We start from the raw sequence: 25,093 nt of genomic DNA, 5'->3' as shown, positions 1-25,093 counted from the left end.
CAGCTTTTTAGTAACTCAACTAATTAAAGGTTATATATTTGCAAAAATTATTTTCAGCATAAAACAAAGAAAATAGTAAGGTTTAAAAAGATTAATATTCAATATAAATTAACCAAACATTAAAATGAATAAACAAATAGATCAGCAGTCAGCAGATAATATTAGAGCGCTAGCTGTAGCAATGGTAGAGAAGGCAAATTCAGGTCACCCGGGAGGTCCAATGGGAGGCGCCGATTTTATGCATATTCTGTATTCTGAGTTTTTTAACTACGATCCAACAGATATGACATGGCCATTTAGAGATAGATTCTTTATGGATGCTGGTCACTTATCAACTTTAATGTATGCGCAATATTACCTTTTAGGAAACTACAAAAAAGAAGATGTTGCTAACTTTAGACAATGGGGTTCAATAACACCTGGTCACCCTGAGGTTGATTTTGAAAGAGGAATTGAAAATACATCTGGTCCTTTAGGTCAAGGGCATACTATGGGTATTGGAGCTGCAATTGCTGCAAAGTTTTTACAAGCACGATTTGGAGACTGGATGAACCATAAAATCTACGGATTTATTTCTGATGGAGGTATTCAGGAAGAAATCTCTCAAGGAGCTGGTAGAATAGCAGGTCATTTAGGATTAAGTAACTTCATTATGTTCTTTGATTCTAATGATATTCAGTTATCAACTTCTACAGATGAGGTTACAACAGAAGACACGGCAATGAAGTATGAGTCTTGGGGATGGAATGTTGTAACAATAGATGCTCATAATCATGATGAGATTAGAAAAGCATTAACTGATGCAAATAATGAAACTGAAAAACCAACTTTAATTATTGGTAAAACAATAATGGGTAAAGGTTGTGTAACCGCAGATGGATCTATGTATGAAGGTCATTGCGAGTTACACGGTAAGCCAATTGGTGCAACTGGAGCAGATTACGCAAAAACCTTATTAAACTTAGGTGCTGATTTAGATAACCCATTTGATATTTATGGAGATGTTGCAGCATATTATAAAGACGTAATAGCTACTAAAACAGCTGCAGCAACTAAGAAAAAAGAAGAAATAAATGCTTGGAAAAATGATAACACAGCCTTGGCTGAAAAATTAGATTTTTTCCTTTCAGGTGAATTGCCAGCTTTAGATTTTGAATCTATTGCACATAAAGAAGGGTTAGCAACAAGAGCAGCTTCTTCAAATGTATTAGCATATTTAGCTGAAAATGTTGAGAACATGATAGTATCTTCAGCAGATTTATCAAACTCAGATAAGACCGATGGATTCCTTAAGAAAACATCTGCTTTACAAAAAGGTGATTTTAGCGGCTCGTTCTTACAAGCTGGTGTTGCCGAATTATCAATGGCTTGTATAGCAAATGGTATTGCATTACATGGAGGAGTTATTCCTGTGGTTGCAACGTTCTTTGTATTCTCAGATTATATGAAGCCAGCTATTAGATTAAGTGCTTTACAAGAATTGCCTGTTAAATATGTGTGGACGCATGATGCCTTTAGAGTAGGTGAGGACGGACCAACGCACCAACCAATAGAGCAAGAAGCACAAATAAGATTATTAGAGAAGCTTAAAAACCATAAAGGAAATATGAGTTTCTTGGCCTTACGTCCTGCAGATTCTAATGAGACTTCTGTGGCTTGGAAAATGGCTATGGAAAATACAGGAACACCAACAGGTTTAATCTTATCTAGACAAGGCGTTAAAGATGTACCTGCAAATGGAGCTTCAAGATATCGAGATGCTTTAGCTGCTGAAAAAGGTGGTTATTTAGTAAAAGAAGTTGAGAACCCAGATGTTGTTTTAGTAGCTAACGGTTCTGAAGTGTCTACCTTAGTAGCAGCAGCAGAAATTTTAGAAGCTGAAAATAACTTAAAAGTGAGTATTGCTTCTGTAATTTCTGAAGGTGTATTTAGAAATCAACCTAAAGCATATCAGGAAAGCGTAATACCAACCAATAAACCATTATTTGGTTTAACAGCTGGTTTACCTGTAAACTTAGAAGCTTTAGTTGGTGCTAATGGTGAAGTATTTGGATTAGATCATTTTGGATATTCTGCGCCAGCAGGTGTTCTTGATGAAAAATTTGGTTTCACTGGAGCGCAAGTAAGCAAAAACGTATTAGAGTACTTAAACTCTGTTCAATAATAAACAAAATACAAAAACATGAAATTTTTTATAGACACAGCTAATCTTGATGAGATTGCAGAAGCACAAGCTTTAGGAATTTTAGATGGTGTAACTACCAATCCTTCATTAATGGCTAAGGAAGGAATTACAGGTGAAGAAAATATCTTAAACCACTACGTAAAAATTTGTGAAATTGTTGATGGAGATGTAAGTGCTGAGGTTATTTCAACAGATTTTGAAGGTATGGTAAAAGAAGGTGAAGCTTTGGCTGCATTACACCCACAAATCGTTGTGAAATTACCATTAATTGCAGACGGAATTAAAGCTTGTAAATATTTCTCAGATAAGGGCATTAGAACTAATGTAACGTTAGTGTTTTCAGCTGGACAAGCGTTATTAGCTGCTAAGGCAGGAGCTACATACGTTTCACCTTTCTTGGGAAGATTAGATGATATCTCTACAGATGGTTTAAACCTTATTGCAGAAATTCGTCAGATTTATGATAACTACCAATTTAATACGCAGATTTTAGCGGCTTCAATTCGTCACACAATGCACGTAATTGATTGTGCTAAATTAGGATCTGATGTTATGACAGGACCTTTAAAATCTATTACAGGATTATTAAAGCACCCTTTAACAGATATTGGTTTAGCCAAATTTTTAGAAGATTATAAAAAAGGAAACTAGGCATTAGTTTCACAATAGAAAGAAAAAAGCTTCTCAATTTTTGAGAAGCTTTTTTTTCACAACTAAACATATAAAAAACTAAACTACAGTTTTACTATTTTGAAGGTTTGAGACGAATTTAAATTCTTGATTTTTCCAACATAAATACCTTGCGGAAGGCTAGAAATATTAAAAGCATGTGCTTCATTAAAATCACCCTTAAATGATTTAACCGCTTTTCCTGTAAGATTGAAAATGGTTACTTCATTAACCGATTTATTTAATTTGAAAGTGTTTTGTGTCGGATTAGGATATACTACTAAACCAGACTCAAAAACCTTATCATCAGTACTTAAAGAAGCAGACTGATTTCCATAAATTTTAAAAGCTCCAGCGGCAAGATTAACAGAAGTAGTGCCTCCACTTATAGTGGTATTGCCGGTTTCATCCATTAAATCATACCACGTACCACCATATGGGAAATTTGGATTTACATTTTGGCTAGAGGTTGAAAAGTTCGCAATTACAATAACATTTTTAAGTGTAACACCCGAAGTACTTTCATTGCCAGTATAAATGCTTATTCTAGGCGTTTGGGTGTTCGTCGTAATGTTATAATCGCCCTCAAACACATCAGCATTTATTTTTAGCTTTATAAGTTTACTCCAGTCATCATAAATTTGAGACCTGTTAGCATCATTAATCCAATTCTCAGTCCATTGCGGTTGCGGCTTGGTATCAAGTTTACAATCTCCATCATTGTTACCATCGTAATCAGAATTCACTGTACCATTGGAACAGGTCCAAATAGAATCATCCATTCCCAGTTCTGCAAAATGCCATATCATTTTAGGTCCTGGTACAGTTATAAATACTGCTCCAAGGGCAGACATTCTATTAAGGGAAGCATTTAAGTTACCCTGAATACCAGTTTGACCAAAAGTGAACATTTCATACATAAGTCTGTCCTTATCATGACTTTCGGGATAACCTATAGTTCTTTTACCCGTGAAACCATGAGCAGTATGCCCTATTCGAGAAATATTAATACTTGAGCTTTCACCTTTAGCCAAGTTGGTATAGTCATGCCACATTTCACTCCACATCATAATACCTTTGCCTTCGCCAATTCTGTAATTAGCCCATTCTTGTTCTTCTGTATCTCCACCAAGGTGCTCAAAAATTACATAATGATCAGCGTCTTGAGTCCAAGAGTGGTCCGCATAATCTTTTAATACTTGTACACGATCTGCTTGATAGTTATTCGTACAAGTTTCATCACTTCCAGAACAATTTTGAGTAAATCCTTTTGTTAAATCCCATCTAAATCCATCAATTTTAAACTCATTTATCCAGTATTCAATCACTCTTTTTACATAGTCTTGAGTAATGGTTTGTGAATGATTAAAATCATAGCCAACACTATAAGAGTGTTTAGCTGTTTGGTTAAAATATGGATTTTCAGAACTAGGACTTCCCCAACCATCACCATCGGCATCATCCATCCACATTCTTACCATTGGGTTTCTACCGTAAGCATGGTTAAACGCAAGATCCAGTATTACAGCAATACCATTTTGGTGACAAGTGTCAACAAGTTCTTTGAACTTATCAGAGGTGCCGTAAAACTTATCTAATGCCATATGAAATGCCGTATTGTAGCCCCAAGACTCGTTACCTTCAAACTCCATTATTGGCATAAGTTCAATGGCGTTAATTCCTAAGTTTTTGAAATACGAAATTCTATCAATAACATCTTGAAAATTTCGGTCTGAATCAAAGTCTCGAATTAATACCTCATAGATAATTAAATCTTCTTTTTTAGGCTTATTAAAGTTGGCAATATTCCAAGAATAAGCGGTTTGACCAGTTTGTAAAACGGTTACTTCACGTTCCTGTCCTGTTGGGTATTGATAAGTAGTACCAATACCGGGGAATGTAGTTGAAGCTATTCCTGAATCATCAAAAGGAGATAATACTAAGGTTGAAAATGGATCAGCTGTTTTTACAATATACGGCGAACCAGTTACTGGGTTAGAATCATAAACCCAATATTGAAATGTCTCCACTTGTCCTGAGGTTAACCCCGTTAGTTCTAGCCAAAACTTACCCGAAGTAGGGTCTTTTTTCATCAAATATGAGGCTCCAGGAGTATAACTGTTAAAACTACCAACAACATATACATAATCTTTTAAAGGCGCATTAAGCACCAAAGTTGCTTTGGTATCATCAGCATTATCGTAATTAATTCCTTCTTGTAGGCCAACAGGCATACTTTCTGAAACCACAGAAGGTGCCAAAATAACTTCGAAGGTTGTTTCCTCGCTTTCTGTTGGAGCAGATAGAGGAGAACCCACAACTCTAACAGTACCAGCGGTGGTAATGTTATTTATAGTTCCCAAAAATGTAGAAAAACCGTTGCCGCTGTCTTGCAGTACGTTGTTGAAATAAATCTCAAATGATCCCGGTGCTAAACCACCTTGATACGTTAAATTGGTTCGTACATCTAAGTCGTTTCCAGATGACACCACCACAGGATTAGCCCATGGCTCAACAATATTAATATTTAGAATGCCTACAGAAATAAAAAAGTCTTCGCAGTCTGTTGCTTTAAGTTCTTGAGAACCATCTGCATTTCTAAAAACGCATCCAATTTGAGTTGCATTTGCAGCTTGTGTTGCATTTAACCCGAAGTATGTTTCTGGGGTTAGTGTAATGCTCCATGTGCCATCACCGTTATTAGACATTTCTCCAATACCATCATCTTGTCCCCAATTACCAACTACATTAAAACCAAAAGCGTTACTATTGTCTCCAATGCCAGCATGCATGTATACTTTAGAAGGACTACTTAGTCCATTACAGTTGGTAGCACCACTGTTAAGGTCTACTGTAATTGTTATTTGTTCATCAACCTCAAATGAAGTTGGGTTTACGCTTACTTGCGCGTTAAGAACATACCCCGTAACCACAAGTAAAAGAAATACTATTTTTTTCATAACAATTAATTTGGTTTTATGCAAAAAGAGCCATGAGGAAATCATGACTCTTTTGCATAAATTCATGTTATTAATCTAGTGTTATCGTCTTATTTACTGTATCGATAGTGAGTAAATAAGTTCCTGTAGTACCTGTGAAAGCGAAGTTGTTATCTCCATCTCCTGCATCTGCAAAATCACTATCTATGGTATAACCGTCATTGGCAAAATATGGGAAGTTATAACTTGGTGATCCCCATTCTAAAGCTCTATCTGTAAAGAATCTGAAATTATTATCTGCACCTCCGTTGTTTTGAAGGTTTACATTTCCAGAATAAACCCCATTTCCTGTACAAGGTAATTCAACCGGCGTGGTCCAAGCCCATCCTGCATCTGGCACACCAGCTCCTACTAACCAAAGTTGGTCAAACTCACAATTGGGAACGGCTACCGCTATTAAACTTATGGTTTTAGCCATTGTATCAATAGTTAACCTATAAGTTCCAGTGGTTCCAACGAAAGCAAAGTTACTGTCGCCATCACCTGCATTAATGAAATTACTATCTATAGTATAACCTTCATTTTCGTAATAAGGGTAATTAAAACTTGGTGATGCCCATTCTAAAGATCTATCAGAAAAGAATCTGAAGTTATTGTCTGCGCCTCCATTATTTTGGAAATAAACATCGCCGGAGTAAACACCGTCTCCGTAACATGGTATAACTACAGGAGTATCCCAAGCCCAACCTGCATCTGGCACACCAGCACCAACTAATGATAGTTCATCAAATTCGCAAGAAATAGGCTCTAAAGTTATGGTTTTAAGTGCATCGTTAATTGTAAGCAGGTAATCTCCTGAAGTTCCAACGAAAGCAAAATTGCTATCTCCGTCATTGGCATTAATGAAATTACTATCTATGGCATAACCTGCATTTTCGTAATGCGGATAGTTAAAACTTGGAGATCCCCATTCTAATGATCTGTCTGTAAAGAATCTGAAGTTGTTGTCTCCGCCATTATTGTTTTGGAAAGTAACAACACCCGTATATACGCCATTACCAGAACAGTCAATTGTAACAGGAGTATCCCAAGCCCAACCAGCGTCTGGAACACCAGCTCCAACTAGTGATAACTGATCAAAATCACAATTAGGTCCTGTTCTTGCATCACCTAAAGTAATTGTTCTATTCTCAGTATCAATTTCTAAATAATATAATCCTTCAGTTCCAACAAATTGGAAGTTTAAATCACCATCATTTGCGTTCTGGAAGTTAGAATCAATGGTATATCCTCTATCAGAGTAATATGGGAAATTTTGACTTGGAGAGGCCCATTCTAACGTAGCGTCTGTAAAGAATCTAAAATTACCACCATTATCTGGAGAGAAATTAACATTTCCACCATATTTAGTTCCTGTTAAAGTTAATTCTACTGGAGAATCCCAGCTCCAACCAGCATCTGGAACACCTGCGCCTACCATATATAATACAGGAGGTAATACAACATCATAAGGTGTTACTGTTATAGTTAGGCCATCTGAGTAACGTACCATATCACCACCTGGTAATGCTATTGATGCTTTTACTCTGAATTCTACAGGACCAGCTACTTCTGCAGTAAGTCCAGAATTTAGAACAGCTTCATTTAATTGTTCATGACTAAGAGTCATAGTAGTTTCTCCAACATTCTCATCTGGTTCAATTAAGAAAACCGTAGCAAAGTCACTTCCAGCCTCAGAAAATTCTAGTGCATAAGAAACATCAACCGTTGCATTTTCTCCAAAATCTGGATCATTCCATTCTACAGTTAAAGCGTCATCTGAAGGAGCTACATCTGATAGTACTACTTCAAACGTATTATCAGGACTCGTAATAATAGGAGATGTCTCTGCATAAGATGATACACTAAAGCTCACCACATTAGAGATCATACTGCCCGATGATACCCTTATAAAAATAGGAAAGGGCTCAAATGCTGGTACACCAGCGCCAATAACAGCATCATTAAATTCTGCTACGGACATACTAAATTTTCCAGAATTTGAAGTTCCTAAAGTCATAGGGTTTTCAAATGCTATAGGGTCTTTAGATAACTCTACAGTATACGTTGTACCTTCACCAGAAATTTGGTCTGTCCATACAATGGTAAAGGCAGGGTTATCTGGTAAATCCGGATTTAAATTAATATTTGAAATTGAAGGTTCCTTAAGTTCAAATACTGGATCCGGTGATGTTATATTTAAGGTTTCTTCGGTTTCACACGCCAAAAAGAACAACGTGAAACCTAATAAAAACCTGCTAATTTGTTTTATACTTATTTTCATAGTACTATTTTTTATAAGTTTAATGGTATCATTATATACCTACCAGTAAGGTCATTAAACCAAACTTCATAGTCGTCTTCTACAATTACAGGAATACTTCCTCCGTTTTCGGTTGCTTGCCCCGAAAACTCAGTTGTTCCGCCCCAAGCACTTCCAGTATTGGTGGTAAATTGTAAGTCTCCTGGCACTAAACGTATACTGCTTATGTACCACAAATGTGTATCAAAACTTAATTGATTCATTGCTGTATCGCTAACCGCTGTGCCTCCTATTGTCATACTAGTAAAGTCTGCTGCTCCTGAAGCGTCATACGGTGTCATTGTATACTTTTTAGTTCCGAAATCAATCGTAAACTCATAATAACCTGATGCCTGAACACCAAATCTTCCTGGATCGTCAGATTGTGTACCTGGGTTTCCAGCTATTTCTCCTTGGGTTTCAATTGGGTCGCTTCCATCAGGATGGGTAGATCCCCATTGTGGTTGCCAAAGACCTCTTGTTTCAAGGACTTTGAATCTTCCATCTCCATCGCCACCACCACCTTTGGTGAAATAAGCTGTAAAGAAGTAATGATTACCATTATCAGGATTTCTAAATAAAACAGGGTTGTTATTATTGTTGTTCCAATCTGCGGCTGTTGCGTTACCAACTAGGTAATAGTCTTCAAACGGATAGTTAAAGAATGGAAATACCTGAAAGTTAAGCGTGTTAGAAGCAATGCTTTCACCTTGTTGTGTACCTATTGAAGCCACAACTCTTGTGTAAAGCGTAGACCATTCAAACGGATTTAAACCCGCGTTACCTGCTGCGGAGTTAATTTCTCCAACAGATAATGTTAATGCAGTTTGTCCTACAATAGTAGCTGCATTGACTGGATTCGTAAAGCCTTCATCTATTGAAAATTGAACAGCATAATTAACAGCTGTTTGTAGTCCGTAATCAGATTCAGACCAACTTAATGTTACAGCTGGATTAGATGTATTTAAAGCGTCTAACTCTAATTGAGAAAAACTCAAATCTGCTAAAACTGGTGCAGAAGGTGCCGATATTGTAAATGTATCTGAGTTATCATCACAAGATGTTGCAAAGAAAAGCATAACCAAACCAATGATACTAACTGCTGAAAATTGTTTTAAATTTTTCATCATCTTTAATTTTTAAATTATTAATATCCTAGGTTTTGAGTTAAATTTGGATTAGAAGCTAAACTCGCAGAAGGAATTGGATATACTGCCATATGTGCAGGTAAAGCTATCCCGCTACTTCCGTTACCTTTCCAAGCCCAGTTGTAGTTACCACCAGTAAATCTGTTGTATCTAATTAAGTCTTGTCTTCTATGTGCTTCCCAATGTAACTCTCTTGATCTTTCATCTAAAATGAAATCTAAAGTCATATCTGTAGATGTTAAAGCTACAGGATTATTGGCTCTAGTTCTTAGGGCGTTAAGGTATCCTAACGCTGTTGTAGCACTACCGCCACCACCTCTTAAGTGCGCTTCTGCATACATTAAGTAAACATCTGCTAACCTAAATAATGGAAAATCTGTATCTACAAAGGTTTGGTCTACACCAAAACCTCCAGTAGACGTTGCATTAGAATATTTTTGAATGATGTACCCTGTATCCTTATCTGAAATATCTGCGATATCAATTGGTCTGTTTGCAGAAATAAGGGTATTTCTATCATCGTTTGCAAAGGCACCATCAAATAATTGTGCAAATTGTTTACGTACTCTTAAAGCGCCTCCCCATCCAGCAGCACCAACACCAACTTCAGCTCCATTAACCTCTAAGCTTCCAACAGAACCATTAATCATAACCGTTGTTGGACCAAAGTTTTGTGTTGTAACACCATCTGAAACTATTGGGAAAATAATTTCATTTAAAGCAGAGTTCGTATTATTATCTGCCATAAAATTGTGCAAGTAATTATTAGCAAGCGCATAACCTCCAGCGATGATTTTTTCACACTGAGTTATACAATCGCTATATCTATTCTCACCAATATATACTTCGGCATTTAAATACATTTTAGCCAAAACCATATAGCCAACAGCTTTATCGGCACGACCATATTGGTTTTGTCTTGGATTAACTAAATCAGATTCAATTGCTAATAATTCAGATTCAATAAAACTGAATAACTGAGCTCTTTCATAAACTTCAGGAATTGCGTTTATCGGCGTAGTTTCGTCAGCAAAATTTGCTTTTCCAAAAAGATCCATTAAGTAGTAATAGGCCATTGCTCTCATTAATCTAGCTTCGGCTCTGTATTCAACTATTTCACTTCTTGTACTTTCAGAAACATTTCTACTGTTAAGTTTATCATCTGTAGTTTCGCGTAAAAAATTGTTAGCTAGTGCTATTGATAAATGAGCCCTACTAAACATTCCTAATAACAACGGGTTTTGGTCAGTCCAAATATTACGTTGTAATTCTCTAGTTCCTGGGTCATTTTCATAAGACCAAATCATTTGATCTGCAGCTAGCGTTTGCGTATATAAAAGTACACGTCCAAATTGACTGGTACCTGCGTCTATGTTCTTTAAGTTAGAGCTACCTGCTCCATCTGTACCTGTTAAAGCTAAATTAGCATAGATACCGGCTAGTACTTGTTTGTAAGCGGCTTCATCTTCAAACAGGTCTTCACTAAGAACAGTTTGATCATCATTTGGTGTAATATTCAAGTCATCGGTACAAGACACTAGTGTTACGATAAAAAGACATATTAAACCAATTGTTTTATACATTTTAAATCTTGTATTCATAGTTAGTTTTTTTAAAATTTAATGTTTGCTCCTACCAATACCGTTCTTGGTCTTGGGTATACAACATTATCTATACCTAATGTTAAAGTAAGGTCTGAATCATTGTCTGTAACCTCAGGGTCTAAACCGCTGTAGTTAGTAATGGTAAATACATTTTGTACACCTCCCCAAACTCTTACGCTTTTAAGTAGTTTAGAAATATCATTGAATGTATATCCTAAGGTGATGTTATCCATTCTTAAGAAAGAAGCATTTTCTACATAAACATCAGAAGTAATAACATCAGAAGTTCTTTGGAAATTAGTATCTAAAACGCTGGTAGGAATGTTACCTAATACTGCATTGTCTAATAACAATTCGTATTGTGCTCTAGAAGATCTAACATTATTATAAACGTAGTTTCCAAGGTTAGCTCTTAAGTTAAAAGCAAAATCGAAATTTTTATAAATAATATTAGATTGGAAACCAAAAATAGCATTAGCTCCAGGGTTTTCTTTTACATAACGATCATTGTCATTAATTACATTGTCTCCATTCAAGTCTGCATATGCACCTTCAATTGGATTTCCGTTGGTGTCATATAATTGTTTGAATACGTAAAATGAGTTCGGAGCTTCACCCTCTCTGTGTATTTGGATGTTGTTTCCAGTACCTCCGCTAATACCTCCTGTTCTAACATCTTGTCCAAGAGCAAGTTCTTTTACTTCTCTGTCTAATAAGGTTGCGTTGAAGTTGAAGTCTACTTTCCAGTCATCAGTATTAATTACATCGGTATTAACCGAGAATTCTAAACCTTGAATTTGAAGTTCTCCAATATTTTGAATGATACTGTTTGAAAAGTTTGTACCATCAGGAACAGATGCGGTAAATAATAAATCTGTTGAATTCTTTTGGAAAAAGTTTAAAGAACCAGATACTTTGTTGTCAAATAATCCATAATCTATACCCATTTCTATTGTTGCAGTTTCTTCCCATTTTAAATCTGGGTTTATTTCTGAAGCAATTAGAGATTGAATAACTTCATTATCAAATTGGAATTGAGAATCTGTTCTTCCGCTTCTATATCTGTTTAAGAAGATATCTTTTTCTGTAATAGATTGTTGTCCTGTAATACCATAACCTAAACGAAGTTTTAAATTAGAAAAAACCTTAGATTCTTTCATGAAATCCTCGTCACTAATAGTCCAAGCAAAAGCAGCAGCAGGGAAATCACCCCATTGGTTGTCTTTGCTAAAACGCGAAGTTCCATCGCGTCTATACGTAAGTGTTAAAGCATATTTATCGTTAAGTGTTACATTAGCTCTACCAAAGAAACCTATTAAAACAACATCTGGATCTGTGTAGAAATCATCGACGCTTAAAGGATCTGTTAAATTTCTTCCATTAACACCTTCATTAGTAAACTTTTGGTAAGAGTAACCAGCAGTTAAATCTAAACCAATATTATCAATGTCTTTTTTATAGTTTAAGTAACCATCAAAAAGTTCATTGGTACGTTTTTGAGAATTGTTTCTGCGCTCACCTTTAAACAGAATGTCTTGGTCTGTAGTTGCTTGTAATCTATCTCTAGTATCTAAGCCTGTAGCTTCCGTTTTATCATAACCAAGGTTAATTACCGCTCTTAATTCTGGTAAGAAATGGAATTTGTAATCAAAATTTAGATTTCCGTAAACTCTATTCGCATCTCCTAAATTTGTGCGCTGTAACAATTGTGCTACAGGGTTTGTAGTTCCGTTAGCAACTTGATTACCATCTCTGTGTTGGTAAAAGCCACCAAATGGAGAGTTTGGATCGTATACAGTTTTTGTAGGATCATAGCGCATAGCTGCACCAATTTGTCCTGCATCTGCAAATCTGTTATCCTCAAAAGCAAGATTAGCGTTTAAACTAACTTTTAAGTGATCATCAAAGAATTTTGGGTTTAAGGCTAAACTTAAATTACGTCTTTCGAACTCCGATGTTCTTAGCGCACCTTCTTGATTAACCAGTCCAAAAGAAAATCTAGCTGGTAATACTTTAAATAATGCACCTTGCATAGTTATATTATGCTGAGATGATACGGTGTTTCTGAAAATTTCGTCTTGCCAGTTAGTATTAGCACCACCAAGTAAACTTTCGTCAATTGTTGTGCCGTTAATAGGCTGTGATCTTACAAGATCTCTATATTCATTACCAGAAAAAACATCAATAGTATTGGTAACTTCACCAAAACTATATTGAGTGTCATAAGTTGCGCTGAATGTAGATTTACCTTTTTTAGTTACAATGATAATAACACCATTTGATGCTCTAGAACCATAAATAGCAGTTGCTGAGGCATCTTTTAAAACTGAAAAAGAATCGATGTCGTTTGGATTTATAGAAGCTAATACACCTCTGGACCCAGTAACACCATCATTAGAAATTGGTAAACCATCTATGATAATTAATGGATCATTAGAACCATTAATAGAAGCACCGCCACGAATTCTAATTTGCGAACCAGAACCAGGAGCACCACTTGTATTTATACTAACACCAGCAATCCTACCATTTAATAGGTTTTCAGCAGTTACGATATTACCCTTTGTAAAATCTTCAGATGTTATGGCTTCAACAGAACCTGTAGCGTCCTTTTTAGTTGTGGTACCATAACCTATAATTACTATTTCGTCTAATTGAGCAGCATCTTCTGCTAACTCAACATTAAGAGTTGCTCCTCCTGTAAAAGGAATTTCTACCGACTGATATCCAACGTAAGAAAACACAAGTATGTCTCCGCTGTTGGCTTCTATTTGATATTCACCATCAAAATCAGTAGAAGTACCAGTTGTAGTACCTTTAATTACAACATTTACACCTGGTAAGGGTATATCTGTTGATTTTTCTGTTACTTTACCTTTAACTACAGTTTGTGCAAACAAACCAATAGGCACAAAAAATAAGAAAAGCAGTAACCTTTTCATTGTTGTTTTCATACAATAATCTTTAAATTAATGTCTTAGTTAGTCAATATATTTTCACTTCTCGATTATAAAACTATGTAAAGAAATTGTTAACAAATAATCTTAAGTTACGAAATATTCAACGAAAACGTTTTCGTGTTGACAACTTTTTATTTTTTGAGGCTTAAACTGATAAAATCGCATAATACATTGAAATTCTTGATTATGTTTTTATCTTTAACCTTACGAACTGAGCTCACATAGATTTTTTACAATTAGATGAAGAGAAAAATTACATTAAAACAAATAGCAAAAGAACTAGATGTTTCTGTTTCAACGGTGTCTAAAGCATTAAGCGGTAGCAAAGAAATTAGTGAAGATACTACTCAAAAAATTCAGGCTTTTGCTAAACTGTACAATTACAGACCTAATAATATTGCGCTTAGTTTAAAAAACAGGAAAACTAAGACCATAGGTATTCTTATTCCTGAAATTGTACATCATTTCTTTTCAACGGTTATACGAGGTATTGAAAGGGTTGCGAATAGACGAGGGTATAATGTTATTGTTGGTTTGTCTAATGAATCCTTTACAAAGGAAGTTATTAATATGGAGCTGTTGGCAGGTGGTAGTATTGATGGATTTGTATTGTCTATATCTAAGGAAACCTTGTTAAAGCAAGATTACCATCATTTTAATGCTACGATAGATCAAGGTATGCCTATTGTTATGTTTGATAGGGTTGTTAGTGAGGTTGAGTGCGACAAGGTAATTGTTGATGATCAAAAAGGAGCTGTTAAAGCCGTTAAAATGTTGGTTGAAAAAGACTGTAAAAACATTGCGCTTATTACCACAATGGATTATGTAAGTGTAGGTAGATTAAGAACTCAAGGCTATTTAGAAGCTTTACAAGATTGCGATATAGAAGCGGATCCTAATCTAATTTTAAAAATTGACGATAGTTTAGATGTAGAAAACCATTTAGAACTTCTAGAAAATGAGATTGAAACATTTTTTAGAATGAACAAGAATATTGATGGTTTATTTGCTGTAAATGAACTTTATGCGGTTACAGCCATGAAGGTTGCAAGGAAATTAGGGTATAGTATCCCAGATGATATTCAGGTTATTGGTTTTACAGATGGCGTGCTCTCAAAACATGCTACACCAAGCCTTACAACAGTGAGTCAACATGGGCAAAAAATAGGAGAGCAATCCGCTAATTTATTGATAGATAGACTGGAAGCCGAGGATTCTGAACCAGATTCTTATATTGTAAATACCGACCGTAAAAAGGACTTTATTAAAATGGTAATTGAGACAGAAATTATTGAAAGAGAATCTACTAAATAAAAAAATTATTTGGTTGTGTAAAAATCTTTTCTATATCTTTGTATCGAAATCAAAACTTATATTTTCACTTCTCACATAAGTTTTGATAAGTAATTCGCTTATCAAATAGTATTAATTTAAACATACTATTTAATGGAAAAGCGTAGATTAAGTTTCTGGGAAATATGGAACATGAGTTTCGGTTTCTTAGGAATCCAAATGGGTTTTGCCCTTCAAAATGCCAACGCAAGTAGAATACTTCAAATTTTCGGAGCCGATGTTCATGAATTGTCGTGGTTTTGGATAATTGCACCCTTAATGGGGCTAATTGTTCAACCTGTTATTGGACATTACAGCGATAAAACTTGGGGGCGATTTGGAAGACGTAAACCGTATTTTCTTGTTGGAGCAATATTAGCCTCAATTGGTTTAATATTGATGCCTCAAGCAGATATGTTCATTGCATTTTTGCCAGCACTTTGGGTTGGAGCAGGAATGCTAATGATTATGGATGCTTCTTTTAATATTGCTATGGAGCCGTTTAGAGCTTTAGTTGGTGATAATCTAAGAACAGACCAAAGAACACTAGGTTTTAGTGTTCAAACAGCATTAATCGGTTTTGGAGCAGTAATTGGTTCCTGGTTGCCATATGTTGTAAGTAATTGGTTTGGAGTGTCTAATACTGCTAACACGGGTGAAGTGCCTACTCATTTAATTTTGTCCTTCATTATTGGAGCTGTTGTTCTAATTGGTTCAATTCTGGTCACAGTTATTACTACAAAAGAGTACTCTCCAGAAGAGATGAAAAAATTTGAAGATGAAAAGGCTCATTCTGATGCTATGGCATCTTCTAACGATGAAGAGAAATCTAGTTTGCTGGATATTTTTGAAGACTTCAAAAAGATGCCAGAAACAATGAGGCAACTTAGCTGGGTGCAGTTTTTCTCTTGGTTTGGATTGTTTGGTATGTGGGTTTTTGCAACTCCTGCAATTGCTCAACATATATACGGGCTGTCTCATACAGATAGCAGTAGTGCGGCGTATCAAGATGCAGGAGACTGGGTAGGAATTCTGTTTGGAGTCTACAACTTAGTATCTGCGTTTTATGCCTTTGCTTTACCAAGAATAGCCAAAAAGGTTGGTAGAAAAAAGACACACGCTTTATCCTTGGTAATTGGAGGTTTAGGTATGCTATCAATTTACATTATGCCAGACAAGAACTGGTTAATAGTCTCAATGATTGGTGTAGGCGTAGCCTGGGCCAGTATTTTAGCCATGCCTTATGCTATTCTTGCAGGTGCAATTTCTCCAAAAAAAATGGGTGTGTATATGGGAATTTTCAATTTCTTCATTGTAATTCCTCAAATTATTAATGCCTTAATTGGAGGACCACTAGTAAAGTATGTTTATGGAGATCAAGCAATATTTGCTTTAGTAATGAGTGGTATTAGCTTTTTAATTGCAGCTACTTTAGTTTCTAAAGTTAAGGACGTAGACGATATAGTAAAATCATAAAAGAACAAAAATGAGTAAGATAGGAGTCATATTCGACTTAGATGGGGTTATAGTGGATACTGCGAAGTATCATTATTTGGCATGGAAAAAACTAGCTGATGACTTAGGTTTTGAGTTTACCGAAGAACATAACGAACTTTTAAAAGGTGTAAGTCGTGTAAGATCATTAGAAATCCTTTTGGAAATTGGCGGAATTAGTATTTCTGAAGAGAAAAAACAAGAGTATTTAATTAGTAAAAACGAAGATTATTTAGGCTTTATTACCAAAATGCAGGCCGATGAAATTCTTCCTGGAGCTTCAGAATTATTAGACTTTTTAGATAAGGAAGGAATTAAGTATGTACTAGGTTCTGCAAGTAAAAATGCACCATTAATATTAAGGCAAATAGGTTTGTTCGATAGGTTTGCAGGTATTGTTGATGGTAATAGCGTATCTAAAGCTAAACCAGATCCGGAAGTATTTTTAATAGGAGCAGAGAAATTAAGCTTAGAACCAAATAAATGTGTGGTTTTTGAAGATGCCATTGCAGGTATAGAAGCTGCTAATGTGGCTAATATGACTTCCGTAGGAATAGGAGATAAAGACACATTAAATGAAGCAGATTACAATTTTAAAGACTTAACAGAGTTGCCACAAGACTTCTTTGATAAGTTAATGAACTAAATTGAGAGAACAATGAATCAAGATTATATAAAACCAAATAGCTGGTCTATTATAGAGGAAGGATTTGACGCCGATAGGGTTGAATCTTCAGAGAGTTTGTTTAGTATTGGAAATGGGGCTATGGGGCAACGTGCTAATTTTGAAGAAACTTATACTGGTGAAACTTTTCAAGGAAGCTATATTGCTGGAGTGTATTACCCAGATAAAACACGTGTAGGGTGGTGGAAGAATGGTTACCCAGAATACTTCGCCAAAGTATTAAATGCGCCAAACTGGATTGGAATTGATGTGCAAGTTAATGGTGTAACTCTAGATTTAAACACTTGTAAAAAAATTGAAGGGTTTAGAAGAGAACTTAACATGCAAGAAGGTTGGTTGTCTAGAACGTTTAGGGTTACGATGCCAAATGGTGTAGATTTAAAAGTTGAGACGAAGCGCTTTTTAAGTTTAGATATAGACGAACTTGGAGCTATTCAATACAATGTAACACCTTTAAATGGAGATGCTGAAATAACATTTACACCTTATTTAGATAATGGCATTACAAATAAAGATACCAACTGGGATGATAAATTTTGGGACGTCCTAAATGTTAGTAACGCTGGTGAACAGGCGTTTATTGAAGCTAGAACTATGAAGACCGATTTTTATGTGTGTACATACATGGAATCTCAAGTGTCTATTAATGGCAAAACTTTAAATTTAGAACCATCCTCATATACAGAAAATAATAAAGTTGCTTTTGAGTATAAGACAGAAGTTAACTCTGAAGATACCTATACAATTACAAAGTATGCAGGTTACACAGTAGATAGAAATCATGATAAATCTAAACTAGTTTCGGCTGCGAAAAAGGTTTTAAAAGAAGCCGTTAATACTGGATTTGATGCTTTACTGGACAAACAAAAAGAAGCCTGGGCAAGTATTTGGGAACGTGCCGATATAACTATTGAGGGAGATGTAAAAGCGCAACAAGGTATTCGATTTAATATTTTTCAATTAAACCAAACCTATCTAGGCACAGACTCAAGATTAAATATTGGGCCTAAAGGATTTACAGGAGAAAAATATGGAGGTAGTACGTACTGGGATACCGAAGCTTATTGTATACCATTCTATATGGCAACAAAAGATCAAAGTGTTGCTAAAACGTTGCTAGAATACCGTTATAATCATTTAGATAGAGCTATTGAAAATGCTCAGAAATTAGGGTTTACTAATGGAGCAGCATTATATCCAATGGTAACTATGAATGGTGAAGAATGTCATAATGAATGGGAAATTACTTTTGAAGAAATTCACAGAAATGGCGCTATAGCATTCGCTATCTATAACTATTATCGTTACACAGGAGACTATAGTTATATTCCAGAAAAAGGATTAGAAGTTTTAATTGGTATTGCGCGCTTTTGGCAACAACGTGCAAACTTTTCAAAAGACAAAAATAAATATGTAATTCTTGGCGTAACAGGTCCAAATGAATACGAAAACAATATAAATAATAACTGGTATACTAATTATTTGGCACAATGGTGTATTAACTATGCTTTAGAAAGTATTGAAAAAGTTGAGGCTGAGTATCAATCAGACTTTGCAAGAATAGCAAAAAAAGTAAAGTTAACAAGTGCCGAAATAGCCCTTTGGAAGGCTGTTGCAGACAATATGTATTTCCCATATTCAGAAAAACACAAGGTATTTCTACAACAAGATGGCTTTTTAGATAAAGAGCTGATTTCAGTTTCAGAATTACCAAAGTCTGTGCGTCCAATTAACCAACACTGGTCTTGGGATAGAATATTACGTTCACCATACATAAAACAAGCAGATGTCCTTCAAGGATTCTACTTTTTTGAAGATCAATTTACTGATGAAGAGTTAGCGAATCATTTCGATTTTTATGAGCCATTAACTGTACATGAAAGTTCATTGTCGCCATGTGTGCATAGTATTCAGGCTGCTAAGTTAGGTAGAATGGAGCAAGCGTATACTTTCTATTTGCGTACATCTAGATTAGATTTAGATGATTACAATCATGAAGTTCATGAAGGTTTACATATTACATCAATGGCAGGAACTTGGATGAGTATTGTTGAAGGTTTTGGTGGTATGCGAATTAAAGAAGATAAATTAGCCTTTACACCTCAAATACCAGAAAAATGGGATTCCTATTCTTTTAAAGTGAATTTTAGAGATAGTATTGTTAAAGTAAACGTTTCTAAGACCGAAACTAACTTTGAATTAGAGGGAGATAAAGAATTACAAATTCTTGTTAATGATAACTTGGTAACTATAGCACCAAATAATTTAGTTACTGTGTAATTTTAAAACTAAAGCCATGAAAAGGGTATTAAGTATTATACTTTTAGGGGTCTTGATGCTGTCGTTGTCTTGTAATCCGAGCAACAAAAAAGCAGATGAAATTATTGGTAAATCAGAACCTGTAATAGAAAAACATGAAATAAATCGTGTTGAACCATTAAATTGGTGGGTTGGGTTTAAAAATAAATCACTTCAGCTCTTAGTGCATCACCCTAATATTTCAGAAGCTACTCCTAGTATTAACTATGAAGGGGTAACTATAGAAAAGGTGCAAAAAGCAGACAGTCCTAACTATGTGTTTATAGACCTAAATATTCCAGATGGCACCAAGGCGGGTAAATTTAATATTCAATTCGCTTTTAAAAACGGAGAAGTTAAAGAACATACTTATGAATTGAAGTCTAGATTAAAACCTGCCGAAGATTTTGTTGGTTTTGACAGTTCAGATGCTATTTACTTAATAACTCCAGATAGATTCGCTAATGGAAATCTTGACAACGATATTGTGGCATCAATGAATGAAACCAGTATTGATAGAAAAGATGGCTATAAGCGTCATGGGGGAGATATTGAAGGGATTACTAAACATCTAGATTACATATCTGATTTGGGTTTTACAGCCATTTGGCCATGTCCTTTGTTAACCAATGATATGTCCGAAGGTTCTTATCACGGATATGCTATGACCAATTTCTATGAAATAGATCCGCGATTCGGGACTTTGGATGATTATTTAGAACTGTCCTCTAAATTATCTGAAAAAGGGATGAAACTTATCATGGATCAAGTGGCTAACCATTGCGGATTGGAACATTGGTGGATGAAGGATTTACCATTTAAAGACTGGGTGAATGATCAGGAGTATTACGAGAAGAACAAAGACCATTGGAATTGGAAAACTGTAAATACATCTAATCACAGAAGGACCAGTAATCAGGATATCTACGCAGCAAAAAATGATAAAGAAGGAATGACTGATGGTTGGTTTGTTGCAACAATGCCAGATTTAAATCAGCGCAATCCTTTTATGGCTAAGTACATTATTCAAAATAGTATTTGGTGGATAGAAATGGCTCATCTAGGTGGTATTCGCCAAGATACATATCCGTATCCGGATAAAGATTTTATGAGTAACTGGGCAGGTGCTATAATGCATGAGTATCCTAATTTTAGTATTGTAGGAGAAGAGTGGAGCTATAACCCTTTGTTAATTGGGTATTGGCAAGAAGGTGCTAATAATAAAGATGGTTACGATTCTAATCTGAAATCATCTATGGATTTTGCCATGCAAAAGAATATAGTAGAGGCCCTGAATGAAGAAGAATCATGGGATAAAGGACTGGTAAAAATGTATGAAGGTTTAGCAAATGATTTTCATTATGCCACACCTAAAGACATTATGATTTTTCCAGATAATCATGATATGAGTCGTATATATACCCAATTAAATGGTAATAAAGTAAATACTAAAATGGCACTAAGCTATATACTAACATTACCAAGAATTCCACAAGTATATTATGGGACTGAGATTTTTATGGATGACTTTGCAAAACCTGGAGACCACGGGCTTATAAGAACTGATTTTCCGGGAGGTTGGTTAGGAGATAAAGTGAATGCATTTACAGGAGAAGGATTAAACGATGAACAAAAGGAAATGCAAACATTCCTAAAACGTATATTAAACCATAGGAAAAACAGTAAAGCCATTCATGAAGGTAAAACTGTGCATTTTGCACCTGAAAATGGAATATACCTTATGTTTAGAATGGGCAAAGATGAAACTGTGGTTACCATTATAAACAAGCGTTCTGAAAAATTTGATTTAGACCTTTCTCGTTTTGAGGAAATAGGTTTAAAAGGAAAAACATTAAAGAACATTGTAACAGGAGATACTATTGTTTGGAATGATACTTTAGCGTTAACTGAAAAAGGAAGCATGATTTTAACAACAAAGCTATAAAAACAATGAAAAACATAACAATCCTATTCTTGTTGGTAATAATAGCAATGTCCTGCAAGGAAAACTCAAAAAAAGAAGTTCAGAAAAAAATGCCCGAAATTAGAATTTCGGAATACCCTGGGGAATTGGCTTCAGGAACAATTAAGAGAATTGATAGTTTTCCATCAAAATATGTGCGTCCAAGAACTGTAGATGTATGGTTGCCTAATGGATATTCTGAAAATGAAAAGTATGCGGTTTTATACATGCATGATGGGCAAATGTTATTTGATTCAACAACAACTTGGAATAAACAAGAATGGAAAATAGACGATATAATGGGGCAGCTGCATGCCGAAAATAAAATTAGAAAAACCATTGTTGTTGCCATGTTTAATCATGCAGATATTCGTCATTCAGATTATTATCCGCAGAAACCATTCGAATTAATTCCTCAAGCTATTAAAGATTCTATTTCAAACTTTGCAAAAACACAAAACGAATATTTAGCAAGTAATAAAATGGATTCAGACAATTATTTAAAATTTATTGTTGAAGAAGTAAAACCCTTTATTGATGCTAATTTTTCTGTAAAAACTAATGCAGAGAATACTTTTGTTTCAGGGTCTAGCATGGGCGGATTAATTTCTATGTATGCAATTTGTGAATATCCAGAAGTTTTTGGAGGTGCTGCCTGCTTGTCTACGCATTGGATTGGCTTTGTACCATTTGAAAACAATCCAATTCCAGAGACGTTTTTTACATATTTAGAGCAGAACATACCTTCACCGAAAGATCATAAAATCTATTTTGATTATGGTACAAAAACTTTAGATGAATTTTATTTACCGTATCAGCATAGAGTAGATGAGATATTAAAATTGAAAGGCTATAACGAGACAAATTCAAGAAATTTAAAGTTTGAAGGTCATGATCATTCTGAGAATTCTTGGAACTTACGTTATCAAATCCCAGCTGAGTTTTTATTGAAGGAGTAAAAATTTTCGCTTGTCATTTCGACAGAGTGAGGCACGAGCGACAAGAAATCACATATTGTTATAATCTTGAGATTCCTCCTCTGCGATCGGAACGACAAAGAGAAACACATATAAAATGAAAACATTAAAACTAATACCCCTATTTTTCATTTTCTCGGCAACAATTTTCTATGGACAAAATCCAAATAGAAAATTTAAGGAAATAAAGAAATTTGAAAACCATGTTGAGGTTATCACCAATGACGGCTTATATCGTTTTCAATCTTATAAAGATGAGATAATTGAAACCTCCTTTATTCCTAGAGGAAATGAGTATATCTCAAGTTCGCATGCCGTGGTTTTAAAACCAGAAGAGGTTAAGCCAGAAATTCTGGAAACTCAAGGAATTACTGAAATTAAAATGAATGGTGTTTCAGTTAAAATTCAGCATGTACCGTTTAAAATCTCCTATTACTACAAGGATAGTTTCTTAATTTCAGAAAAAGCAGGCTACGTAAAAAACGATAGTTTAGAAACGCTTCAGTTTAACTTAAAGAAAGACGAAGTCCTATATGGTGGAGGCGCAAGAGCCTTAGGAATGAATAGGAGAGGACATAGATTACAGCTGTATAACAGAGCACATTATGGGTACGAAACGCATAGTGAATTAATGAATTACACCATGCCTATCGTATTGTCTTCTAGTAAATACATGATGCATTTTGACAATGCGCCTATTGGCTTTTTAGACTTAGATAGTAAAGAGGATAACACCTTAACCTATGAAACAATTTCCGGACGAAAAACATACCAGATTATTGTTGGAGACTCTTGGTATGATGTTCTTGAAAACTATACTGACTTAACAGGGAAACAACCTATGTTGCCAAGATGGGCTTTAGGTAATTTTTCTAGTAGGTTTGGTTACCACTCTCAAGCTGAAACAGAAGCTACAATTGAAAAGTTTAGAGAAGAGGAAATTCCTGTTGATGCTATTATTCTTGATTTGTATTGGTTTGGTAAGGAGATGAAAGGCACTATGGGAAATTTAGAATTTTATAAAGATTCTTTCCCAGATCCAGTTCAAATGATTAAAAATCTAAGAGCTAAGAATGTGGAAACCATATTAATTACAGAACCTTTTGTGCTATCAACTTCAAAACGATGGGATGAAGCTGTTAAGGAAGATGTTTTGGCTAAAGACACACTAGGGAATCCATTTACATTCGATTTTTACTTTGGGAATACAGGTTTAGTAGATATCTATAATCCTCAAGGAAATAGGTGGTTTAAGGATGTATATAAGCGTTTAGCCAAAATGGGAGTTACTGGTTTTTGGGGAGATTTAGGAGAGCCAGAAGTGCATCCGGAAGGGTTAATACACGCTGCAGGAACCGCCAATCAAATGCATAATATTTATGGGCATGATTGGGCAAGCCTAGTTTATGAGGCAAATAGAGAGTTTAATCCCAATCAGAGACCATTTACTCTAATGCGAGCAGGTTATTCTGGTTCACAACGTTATGCTATGGTGCCCTGGTCTGGAGATGTAAATAGAACTTGGGGCGGACTTCAAAGTCAACCAGAAATAGCTTTACAAATGGGTATGCAGGGGTTGGCCTATATGCATAGTGATTTAGGAGGGTTTGCTGGTGCTAATTTAGATGATGAGCTGTATGTGCGTTGGTTGCAGTACGGTGTTTTTCAACCTGTCTATCGTCCGCATGCACAAGAAGATGTGCCTAGTGAACCTGTTTTTAGAAGTGAAAACGCCAAAGCTTTGGCAAAAGCAGCTATTGAATTACGATACAGATTGTTGCCATATAATTACAATTTGGTCTTTGAAAATAATCAAGAAGGTAAACCTTTAATGCGTCCTTTACTTTTTGAAGAACCAGATAACCCAGAATTAATGAATTATTCAAAGACATATTTATGGGGTAATGATATTTTAGTATCACCTGTATTAACTAAAGGGGCTAAGCAACAAGAGGTATACTTTCCAAAAGGCGCTAAATGGTTTAATTTTTATACAAATAACATCATTGAGGGCGGACAAACCAAAATGCTGGAGCTTAGAGAAAATCATATCCCAACTTTTATAAGAGGAGGTGCATTTATTCCAATGGCTAAAGCAATGCAATCCACCAAAGAGTACAATGGAGAAGCCTTGGAGTTACACTATTATTTTGTGTCTTCGGAAGAAGAATTTGAATCTGAGTTTTATAATGATGATGGCAAAACAGCACAAGCTTATGAAAAGGGGAATTATGAAATTTTAGAATTTGAGGCAGAACTGGAAAAACGTTGTTTAGAAGTAGAATTTGAAGCTGAAATAGGAAGTGATTTTGAACCCGTTACTAAGCATATCGACCTTGTAATTCATAACATTCAAAATCAACCAAAACGAATAAAAGTGGATAAGAAAAAAGTAGATGTAGACTGGAATGATAAAACAAAATGCCTTACAATACCAGTAGCTTGGCATCCTTCAAACGAATTAGAAATTAAAATTAAATTAAACAAAAAATAAATCC

14 protein-coding genes are annotated in these 25,093 nt (G+C 35.2%); 9 read left to right on the top strand and 5 right to left on the bottom strand.

Annotated elements, in window-relative coordinates; all coding sequences use genetic code 11:
* The first annotated feature begins 124 nt into the window (after positions 1-124).
* Positions 125-2,164: a transketolase family protein gene (locus tag FUA24_RS21840; protein WP_148545206.1), complete on the top strand. Its 2,040-nt coding sequence runs from the start codon at positions 125-127 to the stop codon at positions 2,162-2,164.
* 18 nt (positions 2,165-2,182) lie between these two features.
* On the top strand, positions 2,183-2,836 hold the full coding sequence (fsa, locus tag FUA24_RS21835) for a fructose-6-phosphate aldolase (protein WP_148545205.1): 654 nt from the start codon (positions 2,183-2,185) through the stop codon (positions 2,834-2,836).
* Positions 2,837-2,919: 83 nt separating this feature from the next.
* Here fsa and FUA24_RS21830 read toward each other — a convergent pair whose 3' ends face one another.
* From FUA24_RS21830 to FUA24_RS21810, 5 genes are all read right to left on the bottom strand, one after another.
* Positions 2,920-5,814: an alpha-amylase family glycosyl hydrolase gene (locus FUA24_RS21830; protein ID WP_148545204.1), complete on the bottom strand. Its 2,895-nt coding sequence runs from the start codon at positions 5,812-5,814 to the stop codon at positions 2,920-2,922.
* A gap of 70 nt (positions 5,815-5,884) precedes the next feature.
* Positions 5,885-8,116 (bottom strand): SusE domain-containing protein, encoded by a 2,232-nt coding sequence (locus FUA24_RS21825; RefSeq protein ID WP_148545203.1) that lies wholly within the window; start codon positions 8,114-8,116, stop codon positions 5,885-5,887.
* An 11-nt stretch (positions 8,117-8,127) separates the two neighbouring features.
* Positions 8,128-9,261: a SusE domain-containing protein gene (locus tag FUA24_RS21820; RefSeq protein ID WP_246147138.1), complete on the bottom strand. Its 1,134-nt coding sequence runs from the start codon at positions 9,259-9,261 to the stop codon at positions 8,128-8,130.
* 20 nt (positions 9,262-9,281) lie between these two features.
* Positions 9,282-10,883: a RagB/SusD family nutrient uptake outer membrane protein gene (locus FUA24_RS21815; RefSeq protein ID WP_148545201.1), complete on the bottom strand. Its 1,602-nt coding sequence runs from the start codon at positions 10,881-10,883 to the stop codon at positions 9,282-9,284.
* Between the two features lie 11 nt (positions 10,884-10,894).
* Positions 10,895-13,840 carry a SusC/RagA family TonB-linked outer membrane protein gene (locus FUA24_RS21810; RefSeq protein ID WP_148545200.1) on the bottom strand — a complete coding sequence of 982 codons (2,946 nt, stop codon included), beginning with the start codon at positions 13,838-13,840 and terminating at the stop codon, positions 10,895-10,897.
* Positions 13,841-14,086: 246 nt separating this feature from the next.
* On the opposite strand from FUA24_RS21810, the gene FUA24_RS21805 reads away from it, so the two are divergent.
* From FUA24_RS21805 to FUA24_RS21775, 7 genes are all read left to right on the top strand, one after another.
* Entirely contained in the window at positions 14,087-15,160 is a 1,074-nt protein-coding gene (locus FUA24_RS21805) for a LacI family DNA-binding transcriptional regulator (RefSeq protein WP_148545199.1), read from the top strand.
* A 132-nt stretch (positions 15,161-15,292) separates the two neighbouring features.
* Positions 15,293-16,654: an MFS transporter gene (locus FUA24_RS21800; protein ID WP_148545198.1), complete on the top strand. Its 1,362-nt coding sequence runs from the start codon at positions 15,293-15,295 to the stop codon at positions 16,652-16,654.
* 10 nt (positions 16,655-16,664) lie between these two features.
* On the top strand, positions 16,665-17,318 hold the full coding sequence (pgmB, locus tag FUA24_RS21795; RefSeq protein WP_148545197.1) for a beta-phosphoglucomutase: 654 nt from the start codon (positions 16,665-16,667) through the stop codon (positions 17,316-17,318).
* 12 nt (positions 17,319-17,330) lie between these two features.
* Positions 17,331-19,637, top strand: coding sequence for a glycoside hydrolase family 65 protein (locus FUA24_RS21790; RefSeq protein WP_148545196.1), 2,307 nt, complete (start codon positions 17,331-17,333; stop codon positions 19,635-19,637).
* Between the two features lie 16 nt (positions 19,638-19,653).
* A complete protein-coding gene (locus FUA24_RS21785) occupies positions 19,654-21,600 on the top strand; it encodes a glycoside hydrolase family 13 protein (protein WP_148545195.1) in 1,947 nt (648 codons plus the stop codon).
* 5 nt (positions 21,601-21,605) lie between these two features.
* Positions 21,606-22,577, top strand: coding sequence for an alpha/beta hydrolase (locus FUA24_RS21780; protein WP_148545194.1), 972 nt, complete (start codon positions 21,606-21,608; stop codon positions 22,575-22,577).
* 115 nt (positions 22,578-22,692) lie between these two features.
* Positions 22,693-25,089, top strand: coding sequence for a TIM-barrel domain-containing protein (locus FUA24_RS21775; protein WP_148545193.1), 2,397 nt, complete (start codon positions 22,693-22,695; stop codon positions 25,087-25,089).
* Positions 25,090-25,093: the final 4 nt, after the last annotated feature.

It is taken from the genome of Seonamhaeicola marinus, from assembly GCF_008085455.1.
This window is presented reverse-complemented; position numbering and strand designations above follow the sequence as displayed.